This window comes from Nitriliruptor alkaliphilus DSM 45188 (genome assembly GCF_000969705.1).
GTDB classification, from domain to species: Bacteria; Actinomycetota; Nitriliruptoria; order Nitriliruptorales; family Nitriliruptoraceae; genus Nitriliruptor; species Nitriliruptor alkaliphilus.
Map to the genome: position 1 here is coordinate 1,432,436 of NZ_KQ033901.1, position 20,863 is coordinate 1,453,298.

Annotated in this window: 19 protein-coding genes and 1 pseudogene; 6 read left to right on the forward strand and 14 right to left on the reverse strand. The window is 69.7% G+C overall.

The annotated features are described in order from the left end of the window. Positions 1–754: 754 nt before the first annotated feature. Genes NITAL_RS06760 through NITAL_RS28875 form a run of 3 tightly spaced genes read left to right on the forward strand, consistent with a single transcriptional unit; the run spans position 755 to position 3,032 of the window. Positions 755–1,549, forward strand: a complete 795-nt coding sequence (locus tag NITAL_RS06760; protein ID WP_281175592.1) for a TIGR04255 family protein — start codon at positions 755–757, stop codon at positions 1,547–1,549. Further along, entirely contained in the window at positions 1,546–2,085 is a 540-nt protein-coding gene (locus NITAL_RS27070; RefSeq protein WP_157041672.1) for a helix-turn-helix domain-containing protein, read from the forward strand. Before NITAL_RS06760 ends, NITAL_RS27070 begins: the two co-directional genes overlap by 4 nt. Continuing rightward, positions 2,082–3,032 carry a hypothetical protein gene (locus NITAL_RS28875; protein ID WP_245617668.1) on the forward strand — a complete coding sequence of 317 codons (951 nt, stop codon included), beginning with the start codon at positions 2,082–2,084 and terminating at the stop codon, positions 3,030–3,032. Before NITAL_RS27070 ends, NITAL_RS28875 begins: the two co-directional genes overlap by 4 nt. A 46-nt stretch (positions 3,033–3,078) precedes the next feature. Here NITAL_RS28875 and NITAL_RS29520 read toward each other — a convergent pair. Beyond that, a pseudogene (locus NITAL_RS29520) lies at positions 3,079–3,402 on the reverse strand (JAB domain-containing protein); the annotation flags it as partial. 568 nt (positions 3,403–3,970) lie between these two features. Between NITAL_RS29520 and NITAL_RS06775 the strand changes: the two are divergent. Continuing rightward, the gene (locus tag NITAL_RS06775) at positions 3,971–5,041 is read left to right on the forward strand and encodes a hypothetical protein (RefSeq protein WP_052665347.1); all 1,071 of its coding nucleotides are present in this window, start codon (positions 3,971–3,973) and stop codon (positions 5,039–5,041) included. Positions 5,042–5,597: 556 nt separating this feature from the next. Here the strand turns inward: NITAL_RS06775 and NITAL_RS06780 are convergent. The 13 genes from NITAL_RS06780 to NITAL_RS06840 all read right to left on the reverse strand — a co-directional run bounded on the left by NITAL_RS06780 (position 5,598) and on the right by NITAL_RS06840 (position 19,156). Next, positions 5,598–6,677: a transglycosylase SLT domain-containing protein gene (locus tag NITAL_RS06780; RefSeq protein WP_052665348.1), complete on the reverse strand. Its 1,080-nt coding sequence runs from the start codon at positions 6,675–6,677 to the stop codon at positions 5,598–5,600. Continuing rightward, positions 6,653–7,255: a hypothetical protein gene (locus NITAL_RS06785; protein WP_052665349.1), complete on the reverse strand. Its 603-nt coding sequence runs from the start codon at positions 7,253–7,255 to the stop codon at positions 6,653–6,655. Before NITAL_RS06785 ends, NITAL_RS06780 begins: the two co-directional genes overlap by 25 nt. Then, complete coding sequence (locus NITAL_RS06790) at positions 7,252–9,117, reverse strand: type IV secretion system protein (protein WP_052665350.1); 1,866 nt, start codon at positions 9,115–9,117, stop codon at positions 7,252–7,254. Before NITAL_RS06790 ends, NITAL_RS06785 begins: the two co-directional genes overlap by 4 nt. A gap of 12 nt (positions 9,118–9,129) precedes the next feature. Then, positions 9,130–9,567, reverse strand: coding sequence for a hypothetical protein (locus NITAL_RS06795; RefSeq protein WP_052665351.1), 438 nt, complete (start codon positions 9,565–9,567; stop codon positions 9,130–9,132). Then, positions 9,564–11,969 (reverse strand): VirB4 family type IV secretion system protein, encoded by a 2,406-nt coding sequence (locus NITAL_RS06800; RefSeq protein ID WP_052665352.1) that lies wholly within the window; start codon positions 11,967–11,969, stop codon positions 9,564–9,566. The genes NITAL_RS06795 and NITAL_RS06800 overlap by 4 nt, the downstream gene beginning before the upstream one ends. Then, positions 11,966–12,382, reverse strand: coding sequence for a TcpE family conjugal transfer membrane protein (locus tag NITAL_RS06805; RefSeq protein ID WP_052665353.1), 417 nt, complete (start codon positions 12,380–12,382; stop codon positions 11,966–11,968). The genes NITAL_RS06800 and NITAL_RS06805 overlap by 4 nt, the downstream gene beginning before the upstream one ends. Positions 12,383–12,399: 17 nt before the next feature. Further along, on the reverse strand, positions 12,400–12,648 hold the full coding sequence (locus NITAL_RS06810; RefSeq protein WP_052665354.1) for a hypothetical protein: 249 nt from the start codon (positions 12,646–12,648) through the stop codon (positions 12,400–12,402). A gap of 124 nt (positions 12,649–12,772) precedes the next feature. Next, positions 12,773–13,726, reverse strand: a complete 954-nt coding sequence (locus NITAL_RS06815) for a hypothetical protein (RefSeq protein ID WP_052665355.1) — start codon at positions 13,724–13,726, stop codon at positions 12,773–12,775. After that, complete coding sequence (locus NITAL_RS06820) at positions 13,723–15,627, reverse strand: type IV secretory system conjugative DNA transfer family protein (protein WP_169786760.1); 1,905 nt, start codon at positions 15,625–15,627, stop codon at positions 13,723–13,725. The genes NITAL_RS06815 and NITAL_RS06820 overlap by 4 nt, the downstream gene beginning before the upstream one ends. Before the next feature lie 82 nt (positions 15,628–15,709). Beyond that, complete coding sequence (locus tag NITAL_RS06825; protein WP_052665357.1) at positions 15,710–16,450, reverse strand: replication-relaxation family protein; 741 nt, start codon at positions 16,448–16,450, stop codon at positions 15,710–15,712. 291 nt (positions 16,451–16,741) lie between these two features. After that, entirely contained in the window at positions 16,742–17,383 is a 642-nt protein-coding gene (locus tag NITAL_RS06830) for a hypothetical protein (protein WP_052665358.1), read from the reverse strand. Then, a complete protein-coding gene (locus tag NITAL_RS06835) occupies positions 17,376–17,816 on the reverse strand; it encodes a hypothetical protein (RefSeq protein ID WP_052665359.1) in 441 nt (146 codons plus the stop codon). The genes NITAL_RS06830 and NITAL_RS06835 overlap by 8 nt, the downstream gene beginning before the upstream one ends. Beyond that, a complete protein-coding gene (locus NITAL_RS06840) occupies positions 17,813–19,156 on the reverse strand; it encodes a helix-turn-helix domain-containing protein (protein WP_052665360.1) in 1,344 nt (447 codons plus the stop codon). The genes NITAL_RS06835 and NITAL_RS06840 overlap by 4 nt, the downstream gene beginning before the upstream one ends. Before the next feature lie 368 nt (positions 19,157–19,524). On the opposite strand from NITAL_RS06840, the gene NITAL_RS06845 reads away from it, so the two are divergent. Together NITAL_RS06845 and NITAL_RS27075 are read left to right on the forward strand one after the other, a co-directional pair. Then, on the forward strand, positions 19,525–19,974 hold the full coding sequence (locus tag NITAL_RS06845; RefSeq protein WP_157041673.1) for a hypothetical protein: 450 nt from the start codon (positions 19,525–19,527) through the stop codon (positions 19,972–19,974). Positions 19,975–20,052: 78 nt separating this feature from the next. Further along, entirely contained in the window at positions 20,053–20,760 is a 708-nt protein-coding gene (locus NITAL_RS27075; protein WP_211262248.1) for a helix-turn-helix domain-containing protein, read from the forward strand. The last annotated feature ends 103 nt before the right edge of the window (positions 20,761–20,863 follow it).

Genomic DNA, 20,863 nt, shown 5'->3' on the forward strand with positions numbered 1-20,863 from the left:
TCGCGGTCGAGACCGGCCAGCTCGGGCATCAGTACCTGTGCAGCCGCTTCGGGTGCGGTCACCTCGGTCCTGTTGGTCGCTGCGTCTGGTCGGAACCAGCGCCCTTGCCGCCCCTCGCTGGGGATCGTCTCGATGGTGCCGGTGGATGTTCCGTTGCTCGTCACGGTTCGCATCACGTCGCTCCTTGCCAACCCCGTGGGCTCTCCTCGGGTACTCGGAGGAGGACCTGGAGGGCAGGAGGGGACGTCAGACCCTGACCAGCGGTCCCGAGTTGCCGGAGCTCGCGGAGACCAGTCGGGAAGGAGCGCAGCGACACCGGTGGTGGGTTGACGTAGGGCCGGCGCAGGTGTCGGGCGCGTCCGGGTCCCCGTCCAGCGTTCGTCGGAGCCGGCCCGACCCTCCCGACGATGAGGTGAGTAGGGCTGGGCTTCGCCAAGCGAAACCAGGCCGTCAGCGAACCTCGAGTCGCCGAAGGGTGCACTGCCGAAACCAGAGGAGAAGAAGAAGCGGAGGGAGTCCGCGGAGCGGATCGGCTCCGCCGCACGGAGACGACCCGTAGGGACTCCCGGCCGGGAGCAGTGCTAGCGGCATGGCCGTCCGCCGGAAGGCCGGCTCCCAAGAACGCGCCCTACGACGGCGTCACTGCCTCAAGCGCGGTCCAGTGCGGCCTCCGCGCGGAGATTGCGGAAGCGGCGACCGACGGCCGATCGAGGTGCAAGGTGTGAAGTAGTCTGTGAAGTAGATGTCGATGCTGATGCGAGACCCATATGATGAGGTGCCCCTCCCCGGGGCGCCTCTCGCTCTTGCGCTCTGCCAGATGCGCTTCCCGCTGGCGCCCCAGCTAGTGGCCGACGAAGCGGCGAGGCGCATCCACAGCCGGCTGAAGGACCTCTTCCCTGTATCGCGGCCCGAGACGACACAGCGGATCGAGGTGGAGGTCGGTCCCGACGGGCCGTCCCCCAAGGCCCCCGTCCAAGAGTCCGCCTGGCTGTTCGAGACCATCGACAAGTCCTGGTGGGTGAACCTGACGTCCGACTTCGTGGCACTGAGCACGCGCGCGTACATCTCGCGTAAGGACTTCTTGGAGAAGCTGCGTGTGGTGGCCGGAGCGGTGGCACCCGAGGACGCTGTCGTGGTTCGCGATCGCATCGGCGTCCGCTACATCGACGTTGTGGATGAGCCCGACATCATCAACAGCCTCAGCGTCTACGTTCGACCGCAGCTTCTCGGAGCTCTGGCGATGGAAGGGGCAGCCGAGGGCGTGACCTTGGTCCACAGCATCACCGACTCGATCCTCGAACTCGATGCGCATGCACGAATTCGACTGCGCACTGGAGTGGTGCCGCCGAAGGCCGTGATCGACCATGGAGTGGACCCCTCCGGCCGTGCTTCATGGTTCCTCGATATCGATGCGTTCGACGAACAGACCGCGGAGTTCACGGTCGACTCGGTGATGGCCGCTGCCGAATCCTTGGCGAGTTCTGGCTACCAAATGTTCCGCTGGGCGACGACAGAGCAGTTCATCGACTTCTTTGGGGGCACGTCATGAAGGTGATCGACCGCGAGGCGGCGCCACGAGAGCCGGCCCGACCCGTGCGCGTATACGGGACAGCATCGCCGTCCTCAGCCAGTAGCCCCCGCGCTCCAGAAGAATCGGTTCCGTTCCCGTACACCCTGTCCGACGCCTCCACCTGGAGGCCGCTGCCGCCTGGTGACAGGGACATCATCTTCGTCGGTCAGCACCTTCTCATCGCACCAACAGTCGAAGATCGCATACGGGCGCTGCATCAGCAGTCTGGGCTGACGTGGGAGCAGTTGGCTCGGCTCTTCGGGGTGAGCCGAAGGTCAGTGCACCTGTGGGCAACCGGCAACCGGATGTCCACGGCGAACCTTGAGAGGCTGGGACGCATCGAGCAGGCCATCACACCCTTGCTGCACCTGGGGCCGAAGCGCGCCCGCGAGCGCCTGATGTTGCGTGTCGATGGGATGTCCCTGTATGCAGACTTGCTCCGTAGCGTCTCGGAGGCGCAGCCGGAATCCGAACCGCGCTCGTGGATCGACCGGTACAGCGTCGAAGACCCGTGACCAAGTCGGACGCACTCGGTAACGCCAAGCAGGGCGACGTCCTCGCTGTGCCCGAGTCGTTCATGGTTCTTGTGTCGCGAACCTGCGACCTTGTTCGTCGTCCTGCGCTCGCAGTCGCCGACGCGGTCCATCTCCCGGACGATCCTGAGGCCGAAATCGGTCGGAAACCGCACCTAGCTCCAGTCCCCGCGTTCCGGGATGGGGATTGGTACGCAGACCTGTCCACGTTGAGGCATGCGCAACGGGACGAAGTCTGCGCTCTCGTGGAGCACCTGGAGCCGGGGCTGGAGACGGGCACTCACGCGAGCGCGTTCCGACGCCATGTCGGTCGCTACACGTCAAAGCCCAGCTGGGACGACTACATCGAGACGACGGTCGAACCCTTGACCACACTTGCGAAGAAGCGGCACAACAAGAACTCCGAGGAAGGGGCACTTTACCGAGCCCTATCCGACATTCGACTTGAGCTCGAAACGCCTGATGATCCAGGCCCCCGGGACCATCACTCTCCGCGCGGGCTAGAGATCCACTACATAGTCCGGCCGGAACACGCAGCCGGTCTTGATCCGGATGCTCCGGCCACCCTGATGCCTGCAGACGTCGCGTGGCTAATCAACCAACCGTCTCTGTCCGACATTGCCAAGCGCTGGGCGGAGGAGCGAGACGAACTGCGTCGCGTCGTTTGGCTGGAGGCATACTGCGCTGAGTTGACCAGACGATGTGTCGACCGCAAGGTCTTTCCCGTCACGGAAGTCACGCACAACGTCGTTGCGGAGGACCAGTTCACCTTCCAGCAGGTCAAGAGGTCAGCGCCCATCGAGGTCGAGCACCTGTCCTACCCGGAAGCGCCGGAGCCACTCGTGGGTGTTCGGTTGCAGGATTCCGAGGCGCCAGAACGCCCGCCGATGGGACCTGCGGACCCGTCGGGGTTCGCAAACCCCAGGTGAGCAGCTCGTCGTCACGCGAGGGCTCGGCGTCGCCGGAGGGGTGGTTGTGTGCGAGTACTACCGCGCTCGCGTTCGCGAGCAGGGCGCCGCGGTAGACGTCGCGGGGGCTCATGAAGGTGTGGTCGATGCTGCCGAGGCTGATCAGCTCGGTGGCGAGCAGCCGGTGCTTGGTGTCGAGGTAGGCCGCGACGCACGCCTCGCGGTCGAGACCGGCCAGCTCGGGCATCAGTACCTGTGCAGCCGCTTCGGGTGCGGTCACCTCGGTCCTGTTGGTCGCTGCGTCTGGTCGGAACCAGCGCCCTTGTCGCCCCTCGACGGGGATCGCCTCGATGGTGCCGGTGGACGTTCTGTTGCTCGTCATCGTTCGCATCACGTCGCTCCTTGCCAACCCCGTGGGCTCTCCTCGGGTACTCGGAGGAGGACCTGGAGGGCAGGAGGGGACGTCAGACCCTGACCAGCGGTCCCGACTTGTCGGAGCTCGCGGAGGCCAGTCGGGAAGGAGCGCAGAGACGCCGGTGGTGGGTTGACGTAGGGCCGGCGCAGGTGTCGTACCGCCGACCGATCATGCTCCGCGTTCGTCGGAGCCGGCCCGACCCTCCCGACGACGAGGGGAGTAGGTCTGGGCTTCGCCCTTGCGAAGCCAGGCCGTCAACGAACCTCGAGTCGCCGGAAGGTTCACTGACGAGACCAGAGGAGAAGAAGGGCGTAGGAGTCAGCGCAGCGGATCGGCTCGGCGCGGGACTCAATCCGGCCGTGCGGATGCGACCCGAAGGGCACGGGCTCATCGGCCGCGCGCTTCCCCGGGCCTTGTCACGGTGTCAGGGGCCCGTGCAGCGCCTGCGCCGGCCCGCCACAAGCCAGCCGTAGTCTTCACCGTGACCTGCCCCGGCTGCACCGCCGAAGCACTGGCCGTCTGTATCCACATACGGGAGCGCGGCATGAGCGAGGAGACCGCGCACGACATCCATCAAACCGCCTTTCAGCGCGCCATCCGCGACTACTCGGAGCGTCGAAAACTCCGAGGCCACCTCCTCGCAGAGCTGGCACTGGTCGCCATCCTCGCACTGGCCGCCACATTGGGGGGTGGAGCAAGCGGTTGGCGCGACATTCTGCTCGTGGTCCTACTGGTGGGTACATTCCTTCTCTCGTTCGAGGGAATCACCTTCGGTTGGATGTGGGCACGAGCTCCCGTGGTTCAGCGCAGCGAGGCAAGGGGTGAGGTGGTGGCCCTTCGGCCGATGGGGGAGGTAGCCGCAGGATTGCGGCTTTCGGTGAACGACCTCCGCGCCGAGCTGAGCCGCTGCAACGCCGACCGCAAACGCCTCGCGCCGTTCGAACGCGAGGCACTAGAGCGAACGGACGAGCTGGCTGAGGCCAGTGCCGAACAGGTCCGCCAGCTCGAGCGAGCCAGACTTGCCGAGCGCGACGTCGCGATTCTGCGGACGTCGGTGAGGCAGCTTGAGGTCACGAACGCGCATCTGGAGGGGGTCATCGACAGCCAAGTCGGGTCCCACAGTGAGGTGCCCACACGGCCTCAAGAGGGTCCTTTCGAACGGCACGCGCTCGAACGCTATATGCACGAGGTTCGGGCAGGTGTTCCCAAATCGGCACTCCGCCTGGGCCACAGGGTCTCCGTCTTTCATGCTGGCGAGCGCTCCAGGTTCAAACTTCTCATGGACCCCAATAGGGGCGATGGGAAGACCATCGTGGTGCAAGGGCTGTTGCCACTCCAAGTAACGGACGTGACCAGCAAGAGCAGGGAACTCGCGCGAGGACTCCGGTCACAGCAGGTCCATGGGATCTTGGTCCTGATTGATGAGTCTGAGGAGCGAGTAGCGAGTCGACTTCGCGCGGGACTGTCCGGGCTTCCTCCGCGCATCGAGGTGGTAGCTTGGCGTTGGGACACCGCCCCGCACGCTGACAGTCTCGACGCGGCGATCACGCACCTGGTAGGGCTGCCGCCCCCCGGCTCTGAAGCCGCGTCAGTAGTAGACTTATGGCTCGGTTAGCTAGCCAGCTACCACCTTCACGAATGCTCCATGCCGGGGATGGGATGCCGAGATGAGTTGGGCAAGGGATGCAATCGTCGAGCTCCGATTGAAACAATGGCGCCGTCGAGGGCGGGTATCAGAGGTGCAGCGGTACTGCTTCGAGCGGCCAGTGTTGACCGCCGTAGCCGGTTCAGCCCTTCTCCTGTTGATTCTGGTTGTGGGGCGTGCCCAGTTGGGTTCGTACGTTATTCTGCTCATGGGTCCGAGTACATACTGGTTGCTTCGCGTTGAACGGGAGGCCTATAGAGTCTGGCTCGCAGAGTCGGAGTCACCCTAGCGGGGGTCCCAGTCCGGTCAGCCACGTAGACTCCCAACCTCGTTCGGCCATCCTGCCGTCTGGCAGGGTGAAGCGATTCGGACATCTAGTCTCGCGACCCAAAGACACCGGAGTCGAACTGGCCTATACTCGGCCAAAGTCAGCAGGCGTGGCGGATGAGGAGGGACCCCTCCTGCTCCACGGTCGCAGCACCTACGAGAGATGGTCGATTCCAGCGGACCCATCGGGGGCGCGGCACTAGTGGGCATAGCCGATGTGGATGTGGCCTTGGTGGGCTGCGTCGGTGAACCAGCCCGTGGTGGCGGTCCAGTCGGGGAACGGTGAACCCACCTCGCCCGGACGCAGTTCGCCATTGAGGTCGTGGAGCCAGCCGACGACGTGCCTGGCATCTCCATGGCCGCGGTCGATCCGCTTTCCGTCCAGGGAGTAGATGTCGACGGCGCGGTACTCCCAGTGGTTCGAGACACGACTGCTCGCGCAGACGCTCCCGCCGCCGACGCAGCGGCTGTGCCCGGTCCGGATGACCGAAACGGCGTAGGCATGCCGTTCGGCGATCGCGAGCATGATCGCGATGACGCGCGGGTCCATCCTCGGGTGCACCAGGTCTCGCCGCTCGCGTTCGGTGAGCACGATCCGGCCCTCGTCCGCGAGGGCCAGGACGGCTTCCGGAGCCGCGCCTTCGATGCTGGCCACCGGGGTCGCCTGACAGTCGACGGGCGTCGCGCCGTCGGCGGCGTAGCGGGCTGCTGCGTCGAGTACGGCGTCGACGTATGTGGTGGAGCGGTTGTAGGTGAGCAGTGCCCCGCGGATGTCGTCGGGGGCGCCGGAGTCGAGGAGGTAGGCCGCGGCCGCTGTGGCAGCGTCCGCCGGGTCGCGTGGGTCCTCGACCAGGCCGCGGTCGCGGTAGGTGCGGAAGGTGCTGGGGAGGAACTGCATCATCCCCACGGCCCGTTCCCAGCGCGGGTCGCCGTGGAGCGAGGTGCCGTAGGGCGTCGCGGGGATGGCGCGGACGTTCGGGCCACCGTCGAGCGGCGGGCCGATGGCGGTGGGCGTGTGGCGGGACTCGATCCATCCGATCCCGGCCAGCAGCGACCATGGAAGGCCGAAGGCGGCTGCGGCTGCGTGGTAGGCATCGAGCGCGGGGGCGGGGATCTCGTCCGCGTCGGCGGACGGGTCGGGGTTGCACCAGGACGCCAGCGGACCGTCCTCGAGGTCTGGTAGGCAGCCAGCCAGCAGCGCGCCGGCGGCACCGAGCAGCAGGCCTCGACGGCCGATGGTCGGGGTGTGGTCGGTCATCGCAGGCCGTCGACGAGCCACGCTCCACCCTCCTCTCGCAGCGCGACGGTGAGGTTGGTCGGCGTCACGGTGCTCGCGTCGTCGCCGATCGTCGTGACCTCGGTCAAGACGGTGACTTCGACGTGGCGGGCCCGGACCGTCAGGGTCTGCGTGCCGAGGATCTCGACGGTCTGCAACCAGCCCTCGTCGCGGTTCGCCTCGTCGGCGGCACCCTGTGGGCGAGCTTCGGCGATGTCTCTTGCCAGCTCAGGGGTGGTGTGGCTCGCGACCCGGGCGACCCGCTCGCTGTGCGGCTCGCCGGTCGGCCAGGTGAGGTACTGCGTCGCGAAGTCCTCTGCGACGTCGTGGGCTCGGTCCAGGCTCGCAGCGCTCGGCTCCTCAGGCCTTTGGGCCGCGCTGTCGGCCTCGAGCTTCGGCGGGGACGCCGGCGGCTCGGGTACCGCCGCGATCACCCGATCATCCGCCGCGATGGCGGAGACCGACTCCGGGTCGTAACGGTCGAACCAGCCCCTCCTCTCGGCGCGAACCATGAACGCGATGATGAAGATGAGGGTGCACGCGATGAGTCGTCGGTGGCGGTCGGGGTCGGCCAGCATCATCGCTCACCTCGTGACCGTGGCCGCCGCGGCGTCGCCGGTGTCACCGGCGCCGCCGAGTGCTCGTCGTCCGTTGTGGCCGTCGACGTCGGCTGGTCGTGCGCGGCCGCCATCTGGCGGCGTGCCCGACGTGACGGACGGGTTTGGCGGGTGGCCGGCGCGACGGTGGTGAACTCGGCACTCGGCTGCTGCCGATCGGTGCCGTCCTCCGTGGCCGAGGGTTCGGCCTGCTCTCCCGTCGTGGTGCGACGACCAGTCTCGCGGCGGGGTGTGTGTGCGGCACGAGGGCCATCAGCGTCCCCACGCTCTGGAGACTGCTGATTTCCGGAACGAGTCGCGGGTTCGCCGTGCTTCGCGTCCTCAGTCCCACGCCTGCGTCGGCGGCCGCGTGTCGTGGCCGCGGCTCTGCGGCCTTCCTCCTCCTTCTGGGCGTGGTCGCTGGCGGTCCGCTGGCCAGCACGCAGCATGAGCGCGCCGGCGCCCATGAACTTGATGGCGCGGTTGGCGGAGTGGGCGGTCCGGGCGGTGGTCCTCATCGGGTGCGCCCGGGACCGGTGCTCGCGTTCGCCTTCCTGGCCCGCACCGACGCTGCCGGCTGCGGAGGCGAGGAGCTCGGTGATGGTCTTGCGGTAGACCAGGGCGGCAACGCACACCAGGGTGGTGAGCAGCACGGTCAGGTACCAGCCCTGCTGGCCCAGGTTGGCGGCGGCGAACGCGAACAGGGAGACCAGGACCGAGATGAGGGCGGTGAGCGCGACGCGCTTGACCAGCGTGCCGAGCCACATGTCCAGCCAGCGCAGGAGCGCGTTGCGACCACCCCCCGGGTGGATGCCGAGCAGGAGGAACACCGGGGCGAGCAGCGAGAGGATGACGAAGGCGAACTGCAGGACGATCAGTGCGCTTCCCAGCACGATCATGGTCACCGCGATCGGCAGCGCCGCGAGTAGCGTCATGCCCGAGGCGACGAGGCGGTCGAGCGGTTCGCGGCCGGCGAAGTACTCGGCGGCGGCGCGGTCCTCGTCGCGGATGTCGTCGTAGATCGCCTGGACGTTGTCCTCGGAGCGGTCGGCGAGGAGCTCCTCGCCGTAGGCGTCGGCGAACTCGGTCGACGGGAAGGTCGAGATCCGCCACGGTTCGAAGACCATGACGCGCCAGAGCTGGTCTTCGAGCTGCCGTTGCGCGTCGATGGCGGCGGGGCCGGAGAACGTCGGCGGGTGTTCGCCGTAGTAGCTGCCGGATCCGCTCGCGCCCACGCCGGCGACCGCGCCGAACAGGCCGGCGGTCAGCTCGGTGGTGACCTGGTGCGGCGTCTCGATGAACCAGCGCGGTTGGGAGAAGAAGGCCACCCCGAGCGCGACGACGGCGACCATCCAGATGCCGCCCTGCAGGGAGGTCGTGGCACGTCGCTGCGCGATGCCCTGCCAGGCCACCCAGAGCGCTCCGAGCATGATGACTAGGAGGACGACCTGGCCGTAGACGCTGTCGCCGAGCGCTCGCACGCTCACCTCGACCGCGTCCATGAGCCAGTCGGTGGTCGTGGGGTCGAACGCCCACTGGACGAGCCTGCTCGCGCCCTGAGCAAGCAGACCTGCGCCGAGGATCAGGAGGGAGGCCAGGGCGTTGAGGGTCTGGTCGACCATCTCGCCGCTGCGCGAGCCGATGCCGACCCCCTCGCCGTGGAACGGGTACCGGTAGCTGGTGACCGGGTACCTCTCGGCGATGGTGGGCTCGTTGTCCCCCTGGATGGGTGGGCCCTCGATGAGGCCATCGACCTGCTGCGATTGCGCGGCGGCCGGGTGCAGGCCGGCGAGCATCAGCAGTCCGGCGATCACCAAGGTCGCCACGATCCCCCGTTGGATGTTCACGTCAGACTCCGTTCACCGGTCTCGCGTCGCCTCGGCTCGGTCGATGTGATTGCCGACGCGCCAACCGTCCGGTTCCTCGATGAGGCGCCACCGGCACGTGGTTCCGCGGTCGGGCTCGACCCACACGGTGGCTTGGACGAGCAGCTCCTCGGTGTCGCTCTCCAACGTTTCGAGGTCGACGGCGGGCCGGCCGGTGGTCGAGCCGACGCAGCGGTGGAGGAACCCGTCGTCGCGGTCCTGTCGTCGTTGGAGCCAGCGGCGCCGGTTGGTCGGCCGGGCCTCGTCTGCGGTGAGCTCGTAGACGTGCTCCCAGTCCCCCTCGGCCATGGCTCGCAGGTGCTCGCCGAGGACCTGGTGGGCCGCACCCTCACGGTCAACGTGAGGGTCGTCCGTGGCGCAACCGACGGTGAGGGCGGCGACGATCGTCAGGCAGAGCGGGATGCGGTTCACCCGGCGGCCTCCTGGTGGGCGGTCACGTTGTGGTCGAGCAGACGGGCCACGGTGAGGTCCCAGCTGACGTCGACCTGCACGCGGCCGACACGGCGGTCGAGATCGCGCATGACCGCTTCCCCGGCTCGCAGGTCGTACAGATCGCTGGTGAGTGCGCTGCTCGGCGTGACGCCGAGGAGCTGGGCAACGGCGTCGCCTTCGCTGTCGGAGCCGATCCGGTGTGCGATGACGGTCGAGATGCAGTTGCGCACCACGTCGTCGGAGAGGTCGACGGCCGACTGGCTGGCCAGGAGGAGCGCGGCACGGCGGGAGCGCCCCATCCTCGAGGTCTCCGCGATGAGAGCCCGGCCCTGGTCGGTGGAGGTCAGCGCCCACGCTTCATCGAGGGCGATGAGCTTGGGACGGTCCGGGTCGGCGTGGAGTGCTGCGCGCCGCGCGTAGGTCCCCACCAGGTAGGTCGCGGCGACGGCGAGCCGCTGTGGCCACGACATCTCGCGCAGCGGTGTCCCGGCCGGTGGGTACTCGACCCCCGGGGTGGTGATGATCGTGATGCCGTCCCCGAGGGTGATGCCACCCGACGAGGGCCGGAACGCGAGCCGGGCGAGCGGCATCGTGCGGTACATGTTCAGCGTCGAGGCGATCTCGCGCGCTGCGGGGTTGCCGGCGCTGAGTCGATCGACGACGCCGGACAGGGACGGCGAGGTGCTGTGCGCCTCGGCCTCGACGGCCTGGTCGATGACGGCTCGGTGGTGCGACTCGGCGCGGCCGGCCACGAGGCGATCGATGGCCTCGAGTGCGACCATCTTGGCGGCGTCGGGGTCCTCGATCAGCGACCACGGGTCGAGGACGCCGTCGGGTGCGTCGGTGAGGTCGATGACGTCCACGTCCGCACCGGGCAGGGCGGCGAGGCGTGCGAGGTCGCCCTTGGGGTCGAACGCGACGACGCGGGCGCCGGAGCGCCAGGCGGCTGCCGCGATGGCCATGAGCGTGACGGTCTTGCCGCCACCGAGCGATCCGGTGACGGCGATCGTGGTCTCGCGCTGCTGGTCGCGGCGGTTGACCGCCTCCCACGGGGAGTAGTGGACGGGCTGCTCGGCGAGCCGACCGGTGGTGAAGCCCAGGTAGGGCCCGCGTCCGTCGCCGAGCGCTGCCGAGGCGGTCGGCATGGCGCCGCCGAGGACCTCGGGTTCGTGGACCTGCCGGTAGGCGTTGACATGGACCCGGTCGCCGGGGATGGCTTCGATGAGCAGTGCGAGCTGGTCCCAGGAGGGCCGTGCCAGCTCGATGTCGACGTGGCGGTACTGCTCGGTGACCTCGTCCGCGATCTCGTCGAGCAGCTCGGGTGACTCGGCGGAGATGATCAGACGCGTGTGGGCGTAGACCAGGGCGGTCCGATCACGGTCGAGCCGGGCCTCGAGTCCGGTGGCGGTGTCGAGCCGGTCGAGATCACGTTGCGGTAGGTGGCCGCCGGCCTCGGTGGTGTGTCGCGTCTGATCGCGGGCGGCCGCGATGCGGGAGCGGACATCTCTGCCGGCGGTCCGGTGGTCGACGACCCGCCAGCGGCCGCTGACCTCGATGTGCTCCTGGAGCCACTCGTGCAGGCAGAGCCAGGGCGGGCCCGGAGGCCAGATCATCCGTTCCGGCATCCGGGCCACGGTCAGGACGGTGTGGAAGCTGTTGTGACCGTCGGGGCCGACAGCTCGCACGTGGGTGCGGGCTCGGTGCAGCTCACCATCGATGAGCGGCACGAGCTGGCCCGCCCCCCACCGCTGGCTCGGGGGTAGGGAACCGCGGGGATGGCCGCGTCGGACCGCGTGCGCGACGAGCAGCGCGATCTCGCTCGCTCGGGCTGGGCTCGCCGCGAGGGCGCCGTCGGTGAGCGGCCGGCCGATCTTCTGCGCGCTACGCCGCCATCGCGCGAGCTCGGCCTCGGGGACCATGTGGTCGTCGACGCCGGCGGCTCGTTCGAGCCGACCGAACATGGCCCCGAGCCTGCGGCCGAGCAGTGGCGGCCGCCGTTCGCCGAGCCTGACACCGACGTACACGGCCTTCTGGAGATCGTCGCGGCTGCGCAGATGGGCGGTCGCGGCGGCGGCCCAACGCTGCCAGTCGCCCCGAGGGGCGTGCGCTTCATCGGCCGCTCGTCGGGCCCAACCGTCGGGGTCGGCGGGGACGGCCATGGTCAGGACGTGGAGCTCGTGGCCAGCCATGCCCGACCAGGCCATCGCCGCAGCGTGCGCCTCCTGCTCCTGCTCGGCCGGGGTGAGGTAGTCGAGGTGGGTCAGGGGTAGCCGCCACCATCCCCAGACGTGCGAGGTGGTGTAGAGCAGTTGGCCATCGATCGCCCGCGCATCGAGGCGGGCTGCGCCGGCCGGAGCGGTGTCGAGCATGGCGCCGGTCATGTGGGTTCGTCCTTCGTCCGCGGGGTCCAGATCAGCGCGTGGAGACGCTGGCTCGTGGGGACTCGGTCGGGGACCGAGAGGCGCACGAGGAGGGGCGGCAGGAGCTGGTAGCGGGCGGCGGCCGCGAGGTGCTGGCCGATGGTTCGCCCCTCGACGAGCGGGCGGCCGGTCGCCCACCCGATGGCGATCGGCGGTCCGGCGAGGAGGATCGCGCTCAGGCCGGTGGCGTACTCGCCTGCGCCACCCACGAGGTCGGTCAAGCCGATGGCGAAGGCGATCGGCAGCCACACCAGGGCTCCAAGCGCCGCGGCACCGAGCTGGGTCATGCCGACAGGGATCGGCAGCGTGACGTCCTGGATGGCGTAGATCCGTCGGTCCATGCGCCACAGGTCGGTGTAGGTGCGCAGTTCCATGAGGGCTTCCTGCTCCGTCAGGACAACATCTGGCCGAGCCACTGGCCCGTGCTCTCGATGACGCCAGGCGTGGTCAACAGGGCGACGACGATGACGCCGACCAGGAGGAACCCGACGAGGCCGCTAGCGCGCTGTTGGACCAGGAACACCACGGCGCCGAGGCCGATGACCAGGACGACAATCGGGAGGAAGAACCCGCGCAACCCGGAGACGAGCCCCTCCGAGTCGAGCTGGGCGATCAGCGGCAGGATCTCGATCAGTTCCATCACTTCTCCTTGCTTTCGGGCTTGCGGGGGTCCTTCTGAGGTGTGGGCCGTGCTCCGAGCCACGGGCTCGGTGAAATGCAGAAGCGGCCGTGGCGGTGCGCGCCGGCACGTCGGCTCGTCATGCTCAGTCCCTCCGTTCCACGGCATGGACGGGGCCGATGTCGGTGATCTGCCACCGTTCCCCCTTCCGGTGCAGGTCCACGGCGTAGGTCTGCGAGTCGACGAGGCCACCGGGCCTGACCCAGACGACGTCGGCTTCGGCGGAGAGGGCCTGTGGTCGTCCGGCACTGGCGACGTCCGGCTCGGCGACGCGCCAGGCGGCGAACTCCTCGAGCTCGACGTCACTGGAGAGCAGAGGGATGGAGCCGTCGGTGAGAGCGTCCAGCGCTGCGCGCGACTCGCCGGTCAAGGCCGCGAAGAACGCGGCAGCGACATCGTGCGTTTCGGCCGTCAGCTGGCTGTTCAGCTCGCGACGAGGTCGTTGCTCGGTCGGCAGTTCGGTAGGCGGTGGCGGTACCTCGACCATCCCCTCCGCGGCTGTGACGACCTCGCCGTCGTAGATCACGGGCACGGCCAGCCACCGCCAGGACCGAGAGGTCGCTGGGCCGGCGTCCTCATCGCCATCTGGCACGAGGGTGGCGGTGAGCACCCGAGCGGCGAGGTAGACCGTGGCGTGATCCTGACCGTGGATCTCCACCCGGCCGGGGGTAACCACCTCGACGGTCTGGGTCATCGCCGGTGACGAGGCAGCCGCTGCTCCTGCGGTGCCGGTGTCGTCCTCACCGAGCGCGAGTGCATTGGCCACGGCGCGGACGGCCGCATCACGCGCTTCGTCGGTCGGCCATTCGCTCACGTCGCCGGCGAGCCGGGTGTCCAGCGCAGCGTCGACGACCTCCGCGGCTGATGGTGCGACGACCTGGCGGACGAGCAGGAGCGCTGCCCCCGCCAGGATGGCCCACACCACGACGCGCAGGACCCAGACCGCCCAGCGTCCTCCAGCTGCGCGGGCAGCGGTACTCGTCCGCAGGCGATGCAACGGCCCTCCGTCGAGCCGTTCCGGTACCTCGTGCTCGCTCACCACTCATCTCCCGGTAGCTCCGGCGGGACCGTAAGAACGCTCAGCTCGACCGCCCGATCCGTCTCGTGATCGGCTGTGGATAACGTTGCGGTGTCCGGCGCGGTCGCGGCACGCTCGGGCCGCGGACACCGCCTGGGCGCCGGCGCTGGGCCGCTCGCGTCGTCAAGGCCGGAAGCTGGAACGGCCACCTCGTCGACCACCGACGTGGGCGCCGACCGGGTCAGCGGGATGATCCGTACGTGCCGGGCACGCTCCCCGCTGTGGCTCTGATCGAGCCGTGCGAGGTACGCGTGGTGGTCGGGCAGGCTCTTGACCTCGTTGGGATGCACGACGTACTGCTCGACCTCTCGGACCGTGCCGAGACCCGTCGCTCCTCCAGCTGCCTGCTCGCCTCCGAGGCGGCTGATGGCCTCGACCTGGCTCGTCTCCTGCCACCCCGCCCGTGTCCCCACGAGTTGGGAGATCCACTCCGCTGAACGCGGGTCGTGGACCCGGTGTGCCAGCACGGTCGCGACGTTGGTGGCCACAGCCGCGCGGAAGGTGTCGTCCTCCCGATCGAGGTCGCTGACCTCCTGGGTGCTGAGGAGGAGAGCGAGGTTGGCCGACCGCACGCGGGCGAAGAGCGAGGCCAACGGGCCGGGACGCATCGCCGAGAACTCGTCGACCCACACCATCCCGAGGCGAGGTCGACCTCGGCGCAGTCGAGCGCCGGCTGCGGCGGCGACGTCGGTCAGCACCACCTCAGCCATGCGTGCTGCGATGTGGCCGTAGGACAGCTCGTCGAGGCTGACGACCACGACCTCGCCGGCATCGAGCGCGGCGGCGAGATCGATGACCGGGCGCTCGGGGGCGAGGTCCGGGTCGAGCTGGGCGCCGTACCCAGCCTGCGTGAGCAGGGCCAGCTTCGTCCGCAGGCTCTCCAGCGCCGACAGACGCCCCTTGCTCATGGCGGCGGCCTCGCGGGCGAGCTCCTCCGCGGCCGGACCATCCGAACGGTGGTGGAGAGCGGCCAACCCGTCCGGGGTGAGCGTGGCGTGGAGGCGTGCCAGGGTCGGCCGGTCGCCCACCTCCTCGAACGCGCGCAACGTCAGCTGGAGCAGCTGCTCGGCCTGGTCGGCGTAGTAGGGCTCGGTCCACTCCGCGAGCGCCATGACCTTGCGGGTCCGCTCGGCGACGCCGCCCGCAGCGAGCGGGTCGTAGATCGCCGCGGCATCGAAAGACCACACGTGGCAGGCAACGCCCCGCTCGGAGGCCACCCGGCGCCAAGTCGTGACGGTGTCCGGGTCCCCCTTGAGGTCGACCACCAGCAGGCCTCCCCCTTGCTCGAGGGTCGCCGCGGCAAGCCGGGTCGCCGTGGTGGTCTTGCCCGAGCCGGTCGACCCGACCACGAGGGCGTGGCGGCCCAGCATCCGGGCGGGCAGACCCGCCGGCCGACCGGTCTCGGCATCGACACCGAGGAGCACGCGTCCGTCCCGATCGATGACCGTCGCAGCGACGTGTCGGGCGCTCCGGTGGCTGCGCCGCCGTGCTGCCCGCTGCTCGTGGCGTCGGCTGGACTCGCGCCAGGTGGGTGCACGGAGCCGCTGCCAGACGACCACCGCGGCAGCAGCAGCGGACCCGAGCGTCAAGCTCAGCGGCAGCGCGGCCACGAGCAGGTCGACCAGCGATCCACTGCTGATGCCGGTCTCGACGAGGGCACCGACTGCGGCCATCACCCGCGGGAGGGGGTCGACGCCGAGCAGGGTGGCCGCCGTCACCGGCAGGGCCCCCGGCACCAGGAGCCACGTCGGTGACCAACCTCGCCACGACCAGAGCGCGGCGAGCACCGCGCCGACCATGGCCGCCGGCAAGAGCAGCACCCCGAGGACTGCAGCTGCGCTCAGCGTCACGAGGCGGAGCACGACCGCGTCGTTGTCCAGCGGTGGTCGGCCCTGGTGCGCGCGACTCCGCCCGGTCCAGCGCGTCGAGGGTGCGCGGCGTTCCTCACCCATGGCCGACCCCCGCGGGCACGGGTTCCGACCGACCACGGGTGGCGCCCGAGACGCGGCGGACATCGACGTCGGTCAGCCGAGCTCGGTCCGCTGCCCGTCGGATCGCCTGAGCCACCGACGCGTCCGCCGTGTAGTAGGTCACACCTGCTCCGCGATCGCGGTACGCCGCGAGGATCGCCACGAGCCGTGACAGCGACTTCCGTGCGAGCTCGATCTCGACCGCGCGCCACGCTTCCGTCGCATCGCGCCGCACCCACAGGTCGGGGTAGTGCGAACGGGCGCCGCGGGAGGTCGGCAGCACGAGCGACCAGCTACCGGCACCGATGGCGTCGTCCTGCCGCATGCGACGTTCGGAGACGACGTCGAACCCCGCCTCCAGTAGATCGAGCGCGACCGACGTCGACGTGTGCTCGTGGCGGAACTGGCTCCATCGCCACCGCGGCACGGTCCAGGCGGCCAGCCCGGCGACGCTCAGGCCGGCACTCGTGACGGCGTAGATGTAGGCGGGACTCGTCGGCATCCGGTGTGCCACGAGCAGGCCGCTGCGCTCCATCGCTGCGAGGCGCCGCCGTGCGACCTCGGTCCGCGGTGGACCCCCGGGCCCGTGCAGCCCGGCCTGGTCAGGCAGGCGCCACCAGCGATCCGCCTGCGCGACCGTCACACCCCACCACTCAGCGATCCACCGGAGCGTGCTCACGTCCCGGTCCGTGACCTCCATCCGCTCACGCACCACGTCCGCCTCCTCGGCTCAGCCGGTACCTCGCCCCTGCCTTTCGTCCTTGCACTTCTTGCACTTCTTCCTTCTCCCTTACCCCCTCCACACACCGCATCCAGACCCCCACCCTGTGCCCACCCTTGGGCTCTGGCTGAAGACCACCCACGGGTTCACGTAGTGCGTGGGTGGTCTTCAGCCAGAGGGGCTGCGCGCAGCGCTGACCTGGGCATTCGGGAGGGTGGGGGTCTGGATGCGGCAGACCCGCTGGCAGACCCACTGGCAGCAGTTCACCGGCGCCGAGGGGCGTGGTCATCGCTCACCCTCGGGGGCATCGGCGGAACGGAGCTCGACGAGCTGGTGGAGCTCGGCGGCGTCGTTCTCGAGGACCACCGGGACGAGTCCGTCGTGGCGGCGGCAGAGGGAGCGGAGAGCGCCACACAGGCAGCGCGGGGACCCCTCATCGGCCCCGTGCAGCGCGAGCGCGAGGTGTAGGACGGGGTCGCAGTAGATGCAGCTGCACGGCCGCGCGTCGGTCCACCCGAGCTGGTTGGCGTCGGCGCATCCGACGGCCTGGCGACGCTTCCGATCGGCGTCACGGTGTTGGCGGTACCGGGCGTTGGCCTGCTCGCGAGAGACCAGGGCGCGCTCGTGGTCCGGATCGAGGTAGCGGAACAGCCGTTCGGGAGCGGCGTACGTTCCGTGCCCGGTGTTGGCCGCCGAGAAGGCGACGGCGTCGGTCCACACGACCTCGTCGTTGACCACCAGGCCGAGCTTGGCGCTCGCGTCGACGACGTCGGCCGCGCGTGCGGCCGTGTTGGCCAGGCGTTCGGCGACCTTGCTGGCGCGTCTGTGAGCCGTCCGGGAGCGAGCGCCGCCGGCCACGGTGATCGTCACGGTGACGGCGTAGGTCGCCGAGTTCGCGAAGCGGGGGTCATCGTGTGCTTCAGCCACGGTCGACCCCCTCGGACACGAGGTCGCGCAGCGCCTCGTCGTAGGTCGCCAGCTCGTCGGGAGACGTCGCAGCGCCGCCACCGCCGTGTGCCAAGAGGCGGTCGGTCAGAACGAATAGCTCCCGGATCAGCTCCCGCACGAGCCGGTCGCTCGGGACCCCGGTGACGCTCGCGTGGTGGACGCGACCGACGTGCTCCCACAGCCGCGAGAGCTGCCCAGCGACCGTGGTCACCTGCGGCGACGTGGTGGCACCAGCGCCGTTCGTGGTGGCGTAGCTGGTGAGGGCAGCGTCGACCAGCCGCCAGACCGCGTAGTGGTCCGGGGGAACGCCGAGCACGTCGGCGACGTGGGTGTCGAGCTGCTCGACGGGCACACCGTCGGTGAGCCCGCGGTGCTCGATGGAGGACAGGATCTCGTCGTGGAGCGCGGTCATCGTGCGACCTCCTCGTGTCGGTCATCGGTGGTCGGTGAGGTGGAGGCGGCGGCCGCCATCTCGGCGGTGCTGTCGGCGGTGGCCACCGCCCGACGCAGCCGTGCGTCGTGCAGCTCGGCGTCGAGAGAGGTCCGCACCGGAGGCGGCAGCTGGTCCATCGCTGGGGCGTGGTCGCGTTCGAGGGCTGCGGCGGCGAGCGCGTCCCCGAGCGGGATGTCGGACGAGGCGACGGCGGCGGTGACCGCCGCGAGCCGCGCACGCACTGCCGGCAAGGCACGGCGGCCGAGCGCCGGCACCGGCGAGGTCAGCTGTGCGACCACCTGCGCGAGCTGGTCGTCATCGAGGGCCTCGACCGCGGCGGCAGCCCACTCGGCCTCACGGGTACGCCGGTCCACGGCGGCGGCGTCCGCGGCGGCTCGCTCGGCCGCCTCGACCTCGCCGCGACGGCGACGGTCCGCGAGCTTGCGCTGCTCGGCCGCCAGCTCGGCGACGTCCCAGCCGTTGCGCACCGCGGCCACGACCCACCCGGCGGGCTTGCGGGCATCGGTACCGGCGACAGCGTCGAGGGCGTCGCGGATCTGTGCTGCGGGGTGGTCGGCCACCAACGCCTGTGCCGTGACGCGGTCGACGTCCAGACCGGTCAGCCGCGCCAGCAGCTCCTCGTCACCTGGCGTAGCCACATCGCCGAAGGCGTCGCCGCTCTGTTGTTGTTCACCAACAGCAGCACTGTCTCTGTTGTGTCCCAGATCGCCGTGGCCCGACGACTGCGACGCGGGTGAACTCGACCGCCGGTGGCCGACCTGGCCCGTGTCGCAAGAACCGTGCCACGGGTCCGCGTCACGAGAACCGCGACAGGCGTCCAGGTCCGTGTCGCAAGAACCGTGCCACGGGGCTTCGGTCTCCTGGTCGGCGCCCGGGGAGTGGGTGAACCGTTCGACGGCCGCTGAAGGATCCAGCACGTAGCGGGCGGTGCTGAACCGACCGTCCGCCCCAGCGCGAACCTCCTCGTGGAGCACGAACCCGTGCTCGCGCAGCCGCCCCAGATGCTTGGCGACGGTGTTCCGCGACACGCCCAGGTTGCGAGCGATCCTCCGGACGTTGGTCGATGCGACCAGCCGCCCTTCGCCATCGAGGTGCGCGTCGAGCGCGATGTCCTCGAGGATCACCCACGCGGTCGGGCCTACCGCCCTCTTGACCGCACGCGAGGACGGGAAGACCTTCGCGAACGGCTCCGCTCTGCCGACGACCTTGCCGTCGGACAGGACGCGTCCGACCTCCTGGCCGAAACTGACCACGTCCCGAGCCTGGCCGGCGGTGACCCGCGGCTCCCCGGCTCGCATCAGCGGACCTCCCGCTGAGCGCCGACACCTCCCCGGGGATGCAGCTGTGGTGGAGGGTGGTCGGTCACATCTCGGTCACGGATGTCGGTGCCTGGCCAGGTCTGGTCGTGCCGCTGGGTGCCGGACACGGTCACATCGCCGCAGGTCAGAGGCACGGCAGGGGAGCCCAGGACACGCCCCGGCACGGCTTGCATCCGACTACGGATCAGGCGGCCGGGGGTTCGAATCCCTCCCAGCGCGCTTCACAGGGACGGCCCGCTACGTACCGGTAGCGGGCCGTTCTCGCGCTTTTCGGGTTTCCGCTCGAAGGGCTGTCCACAGTGGTGTCATGCCCAAACGTGACAAATGGTCGGGCATTCGTAGCGTGGTTGTCCACAGGTGCGGAGGGTGCGGGTGGCGATCGACTGGTTGCCGTCGGGGAGCTTCCGGCGCGGCTGATGTTCGACGGGCACCGCTACACGGCGACGTTGCCGACGGAGGCCGACGCCCGCGTCTGGGAGATCGAGACTCGCGGCGCCGTGATCCGGCGTCGCGGCGCCGGATCGGTGACGTTCGCTGCCTACGCCACGGGCTGGCTCGCGGGGTTCATCGATGACGCGCCGGATCGGGCGAGATTCGAGGCGCCGCTCGAGCACCGGCTCCTCGCTGTGCTCGCGGAGCTGCCGCTATTCGAGGTGCTGGAGGCAGATCGGGACGAACTGGAGCGCCGGGTGGTGGACGGGGATGAAGGCGCCGCGCGGGAGTGTCTCCAGTTGATCCTCGAGGATGCCGTCGAGGACCTGCGCGCCGGGGTCCTCGCTGTCGCCGTGCAGCTCTGACAACGTCGTCCAAGCCACAGTTGCGCGAATAGACATGTCAACGGTACAATTAACGCAATCGGCGGGGAGGCGATCCCGGTGCAGGATCTGCGTGACAGCGTGACAGCGGATGTTGCCGCGGAGCGGTTGGACCGGTCACCGCACGAGCTGCGGCGTCTGCTTCGTGCTGGTCAGGTCTGTGCGCATCGGCGGGCGGGTCGCTGGTTCGTGCCCATGTCCGAGGTCCGTCGTCTGCAGCGGCTGGCGCAGCCGGTGGGGCGTCCGTTCTCCCCGGGGTCCGCATGGGCGCTGCTCGCGATGTTGGCGGGTGACGACCCAACGGGACTGTCGGCGCCGCGTCGTTCCCAGCTTCGACGGCATCTCCGCGATGCAGATGGCCATGAGCTTGCGGCACGCCTCGGACGGCGTGCGACCCGCAGGCTCGTGTACGCGCACCCCTCGATGCTGGGCGCCCTTGCTGCAGATCCGCGCGTGGTGCTGACGGGCCTGGCGGCAGCCGAACACGCCGGCGCCCGCCTCGTTGGGGCGGACGATGACGAGGTCGAGGGCTATGTCGCCGAGAGTGACATCGCTGGGCTGTACGCGGCGTATGGGTTGGTCGACGCGGAGACGGTCGCCAACGTGGTCCTGCGCGTCGTGGATGATGCAGCGCAGGTCCCCCGCCGGTCGGGGATGGTGGCCGCGCCTGTGGTTGGACTGGATCTGTGGGAATCCGGCGACGCCCGTGCCTGCGAGGAGGGCCAGGGGTTGTTCACCGCTGCGGTGGAGGCTTTCCGTGCCCGCTGAGATGTTGCGTGCCGACGACCCGGTCGTGTTGCCCCACCTCGGCGGCATCGGGCAGCTGTGATCAGCGGTCCTCGATGTCGCCGGTAAGCGGGCTCGTGGATGG

What these genes read in the sequence shown, in the direction of transcription:
- NITAL_RS06760 (WP_281175592.1), top strand. Translation starts at nt 755, where the DNA reads ATGCGAGACCCATATGATGAGGTGCCCCTCCCCGGGGCGCCTCTCGCT.
- NITAL_RS27070 (WP_157041672.1), top strand. Translation starts at nt 1,546, where the DNA reads ATGAAGGTGATCGACCGCGAGGCGGCGCCACGAGAGCCGGCCCGACCC.
- NITAL_RS06775 (WP_052665347.1), top strand. Translation starts at nt 3,971, where the DNA reads ATGAGCGAGGAGACCGCGCACGACATCCATCAAACCGCCTTTCAGCGC.
- NITAL_RS06785 (WP_052665349.1), bottom strand. Translation starts at nt 7,255, where the DNA reads ATGATGCTGGCCGACCCCGACCGCCACCGACGACTCATCGCGTGCACC.
- NITAL_RS06800 (WP_052665352.1), bottom strand. Translation starts at nt 11,969, where the DNA reads ATGACCGGCGCCATGCTCGACACCGCTCCGGCCGGCGCAGCCCGCCTC.
- NITAL_RS06805 (WP_052665353.1), bottom strand. Translation starts at nt 12,382, where the DNA reads ATGGAACTGCGCACCTACACCGACCTGTGGCGCATGGACCGACGGATC.
- NITAL_RS06810 (WP_052665354.1), bottom strand. Translation starts at nt 12,648, where the DNA reads ATGGAACTGATCGAGATCCTGCCGCTGATCGCCCAGCTCGACTCGGAG.
- NITAL_RS06835 (WP_052665359.1), bottom strand. Translation starts at nt 17,816, where the DNA reads ATGACCGCGCTCCACGACGAGATCCTGTCCTCCATCGAGCACCGCGGG.
- NITAL_RS06840 (WP_052665360.1), bottom strand. Translation starts at nt 19,156, where the DNA reads ATGCGAGCCGGGGAGCCGCGGGTCACCGCCGGCCAGGCTCGGGACGTG.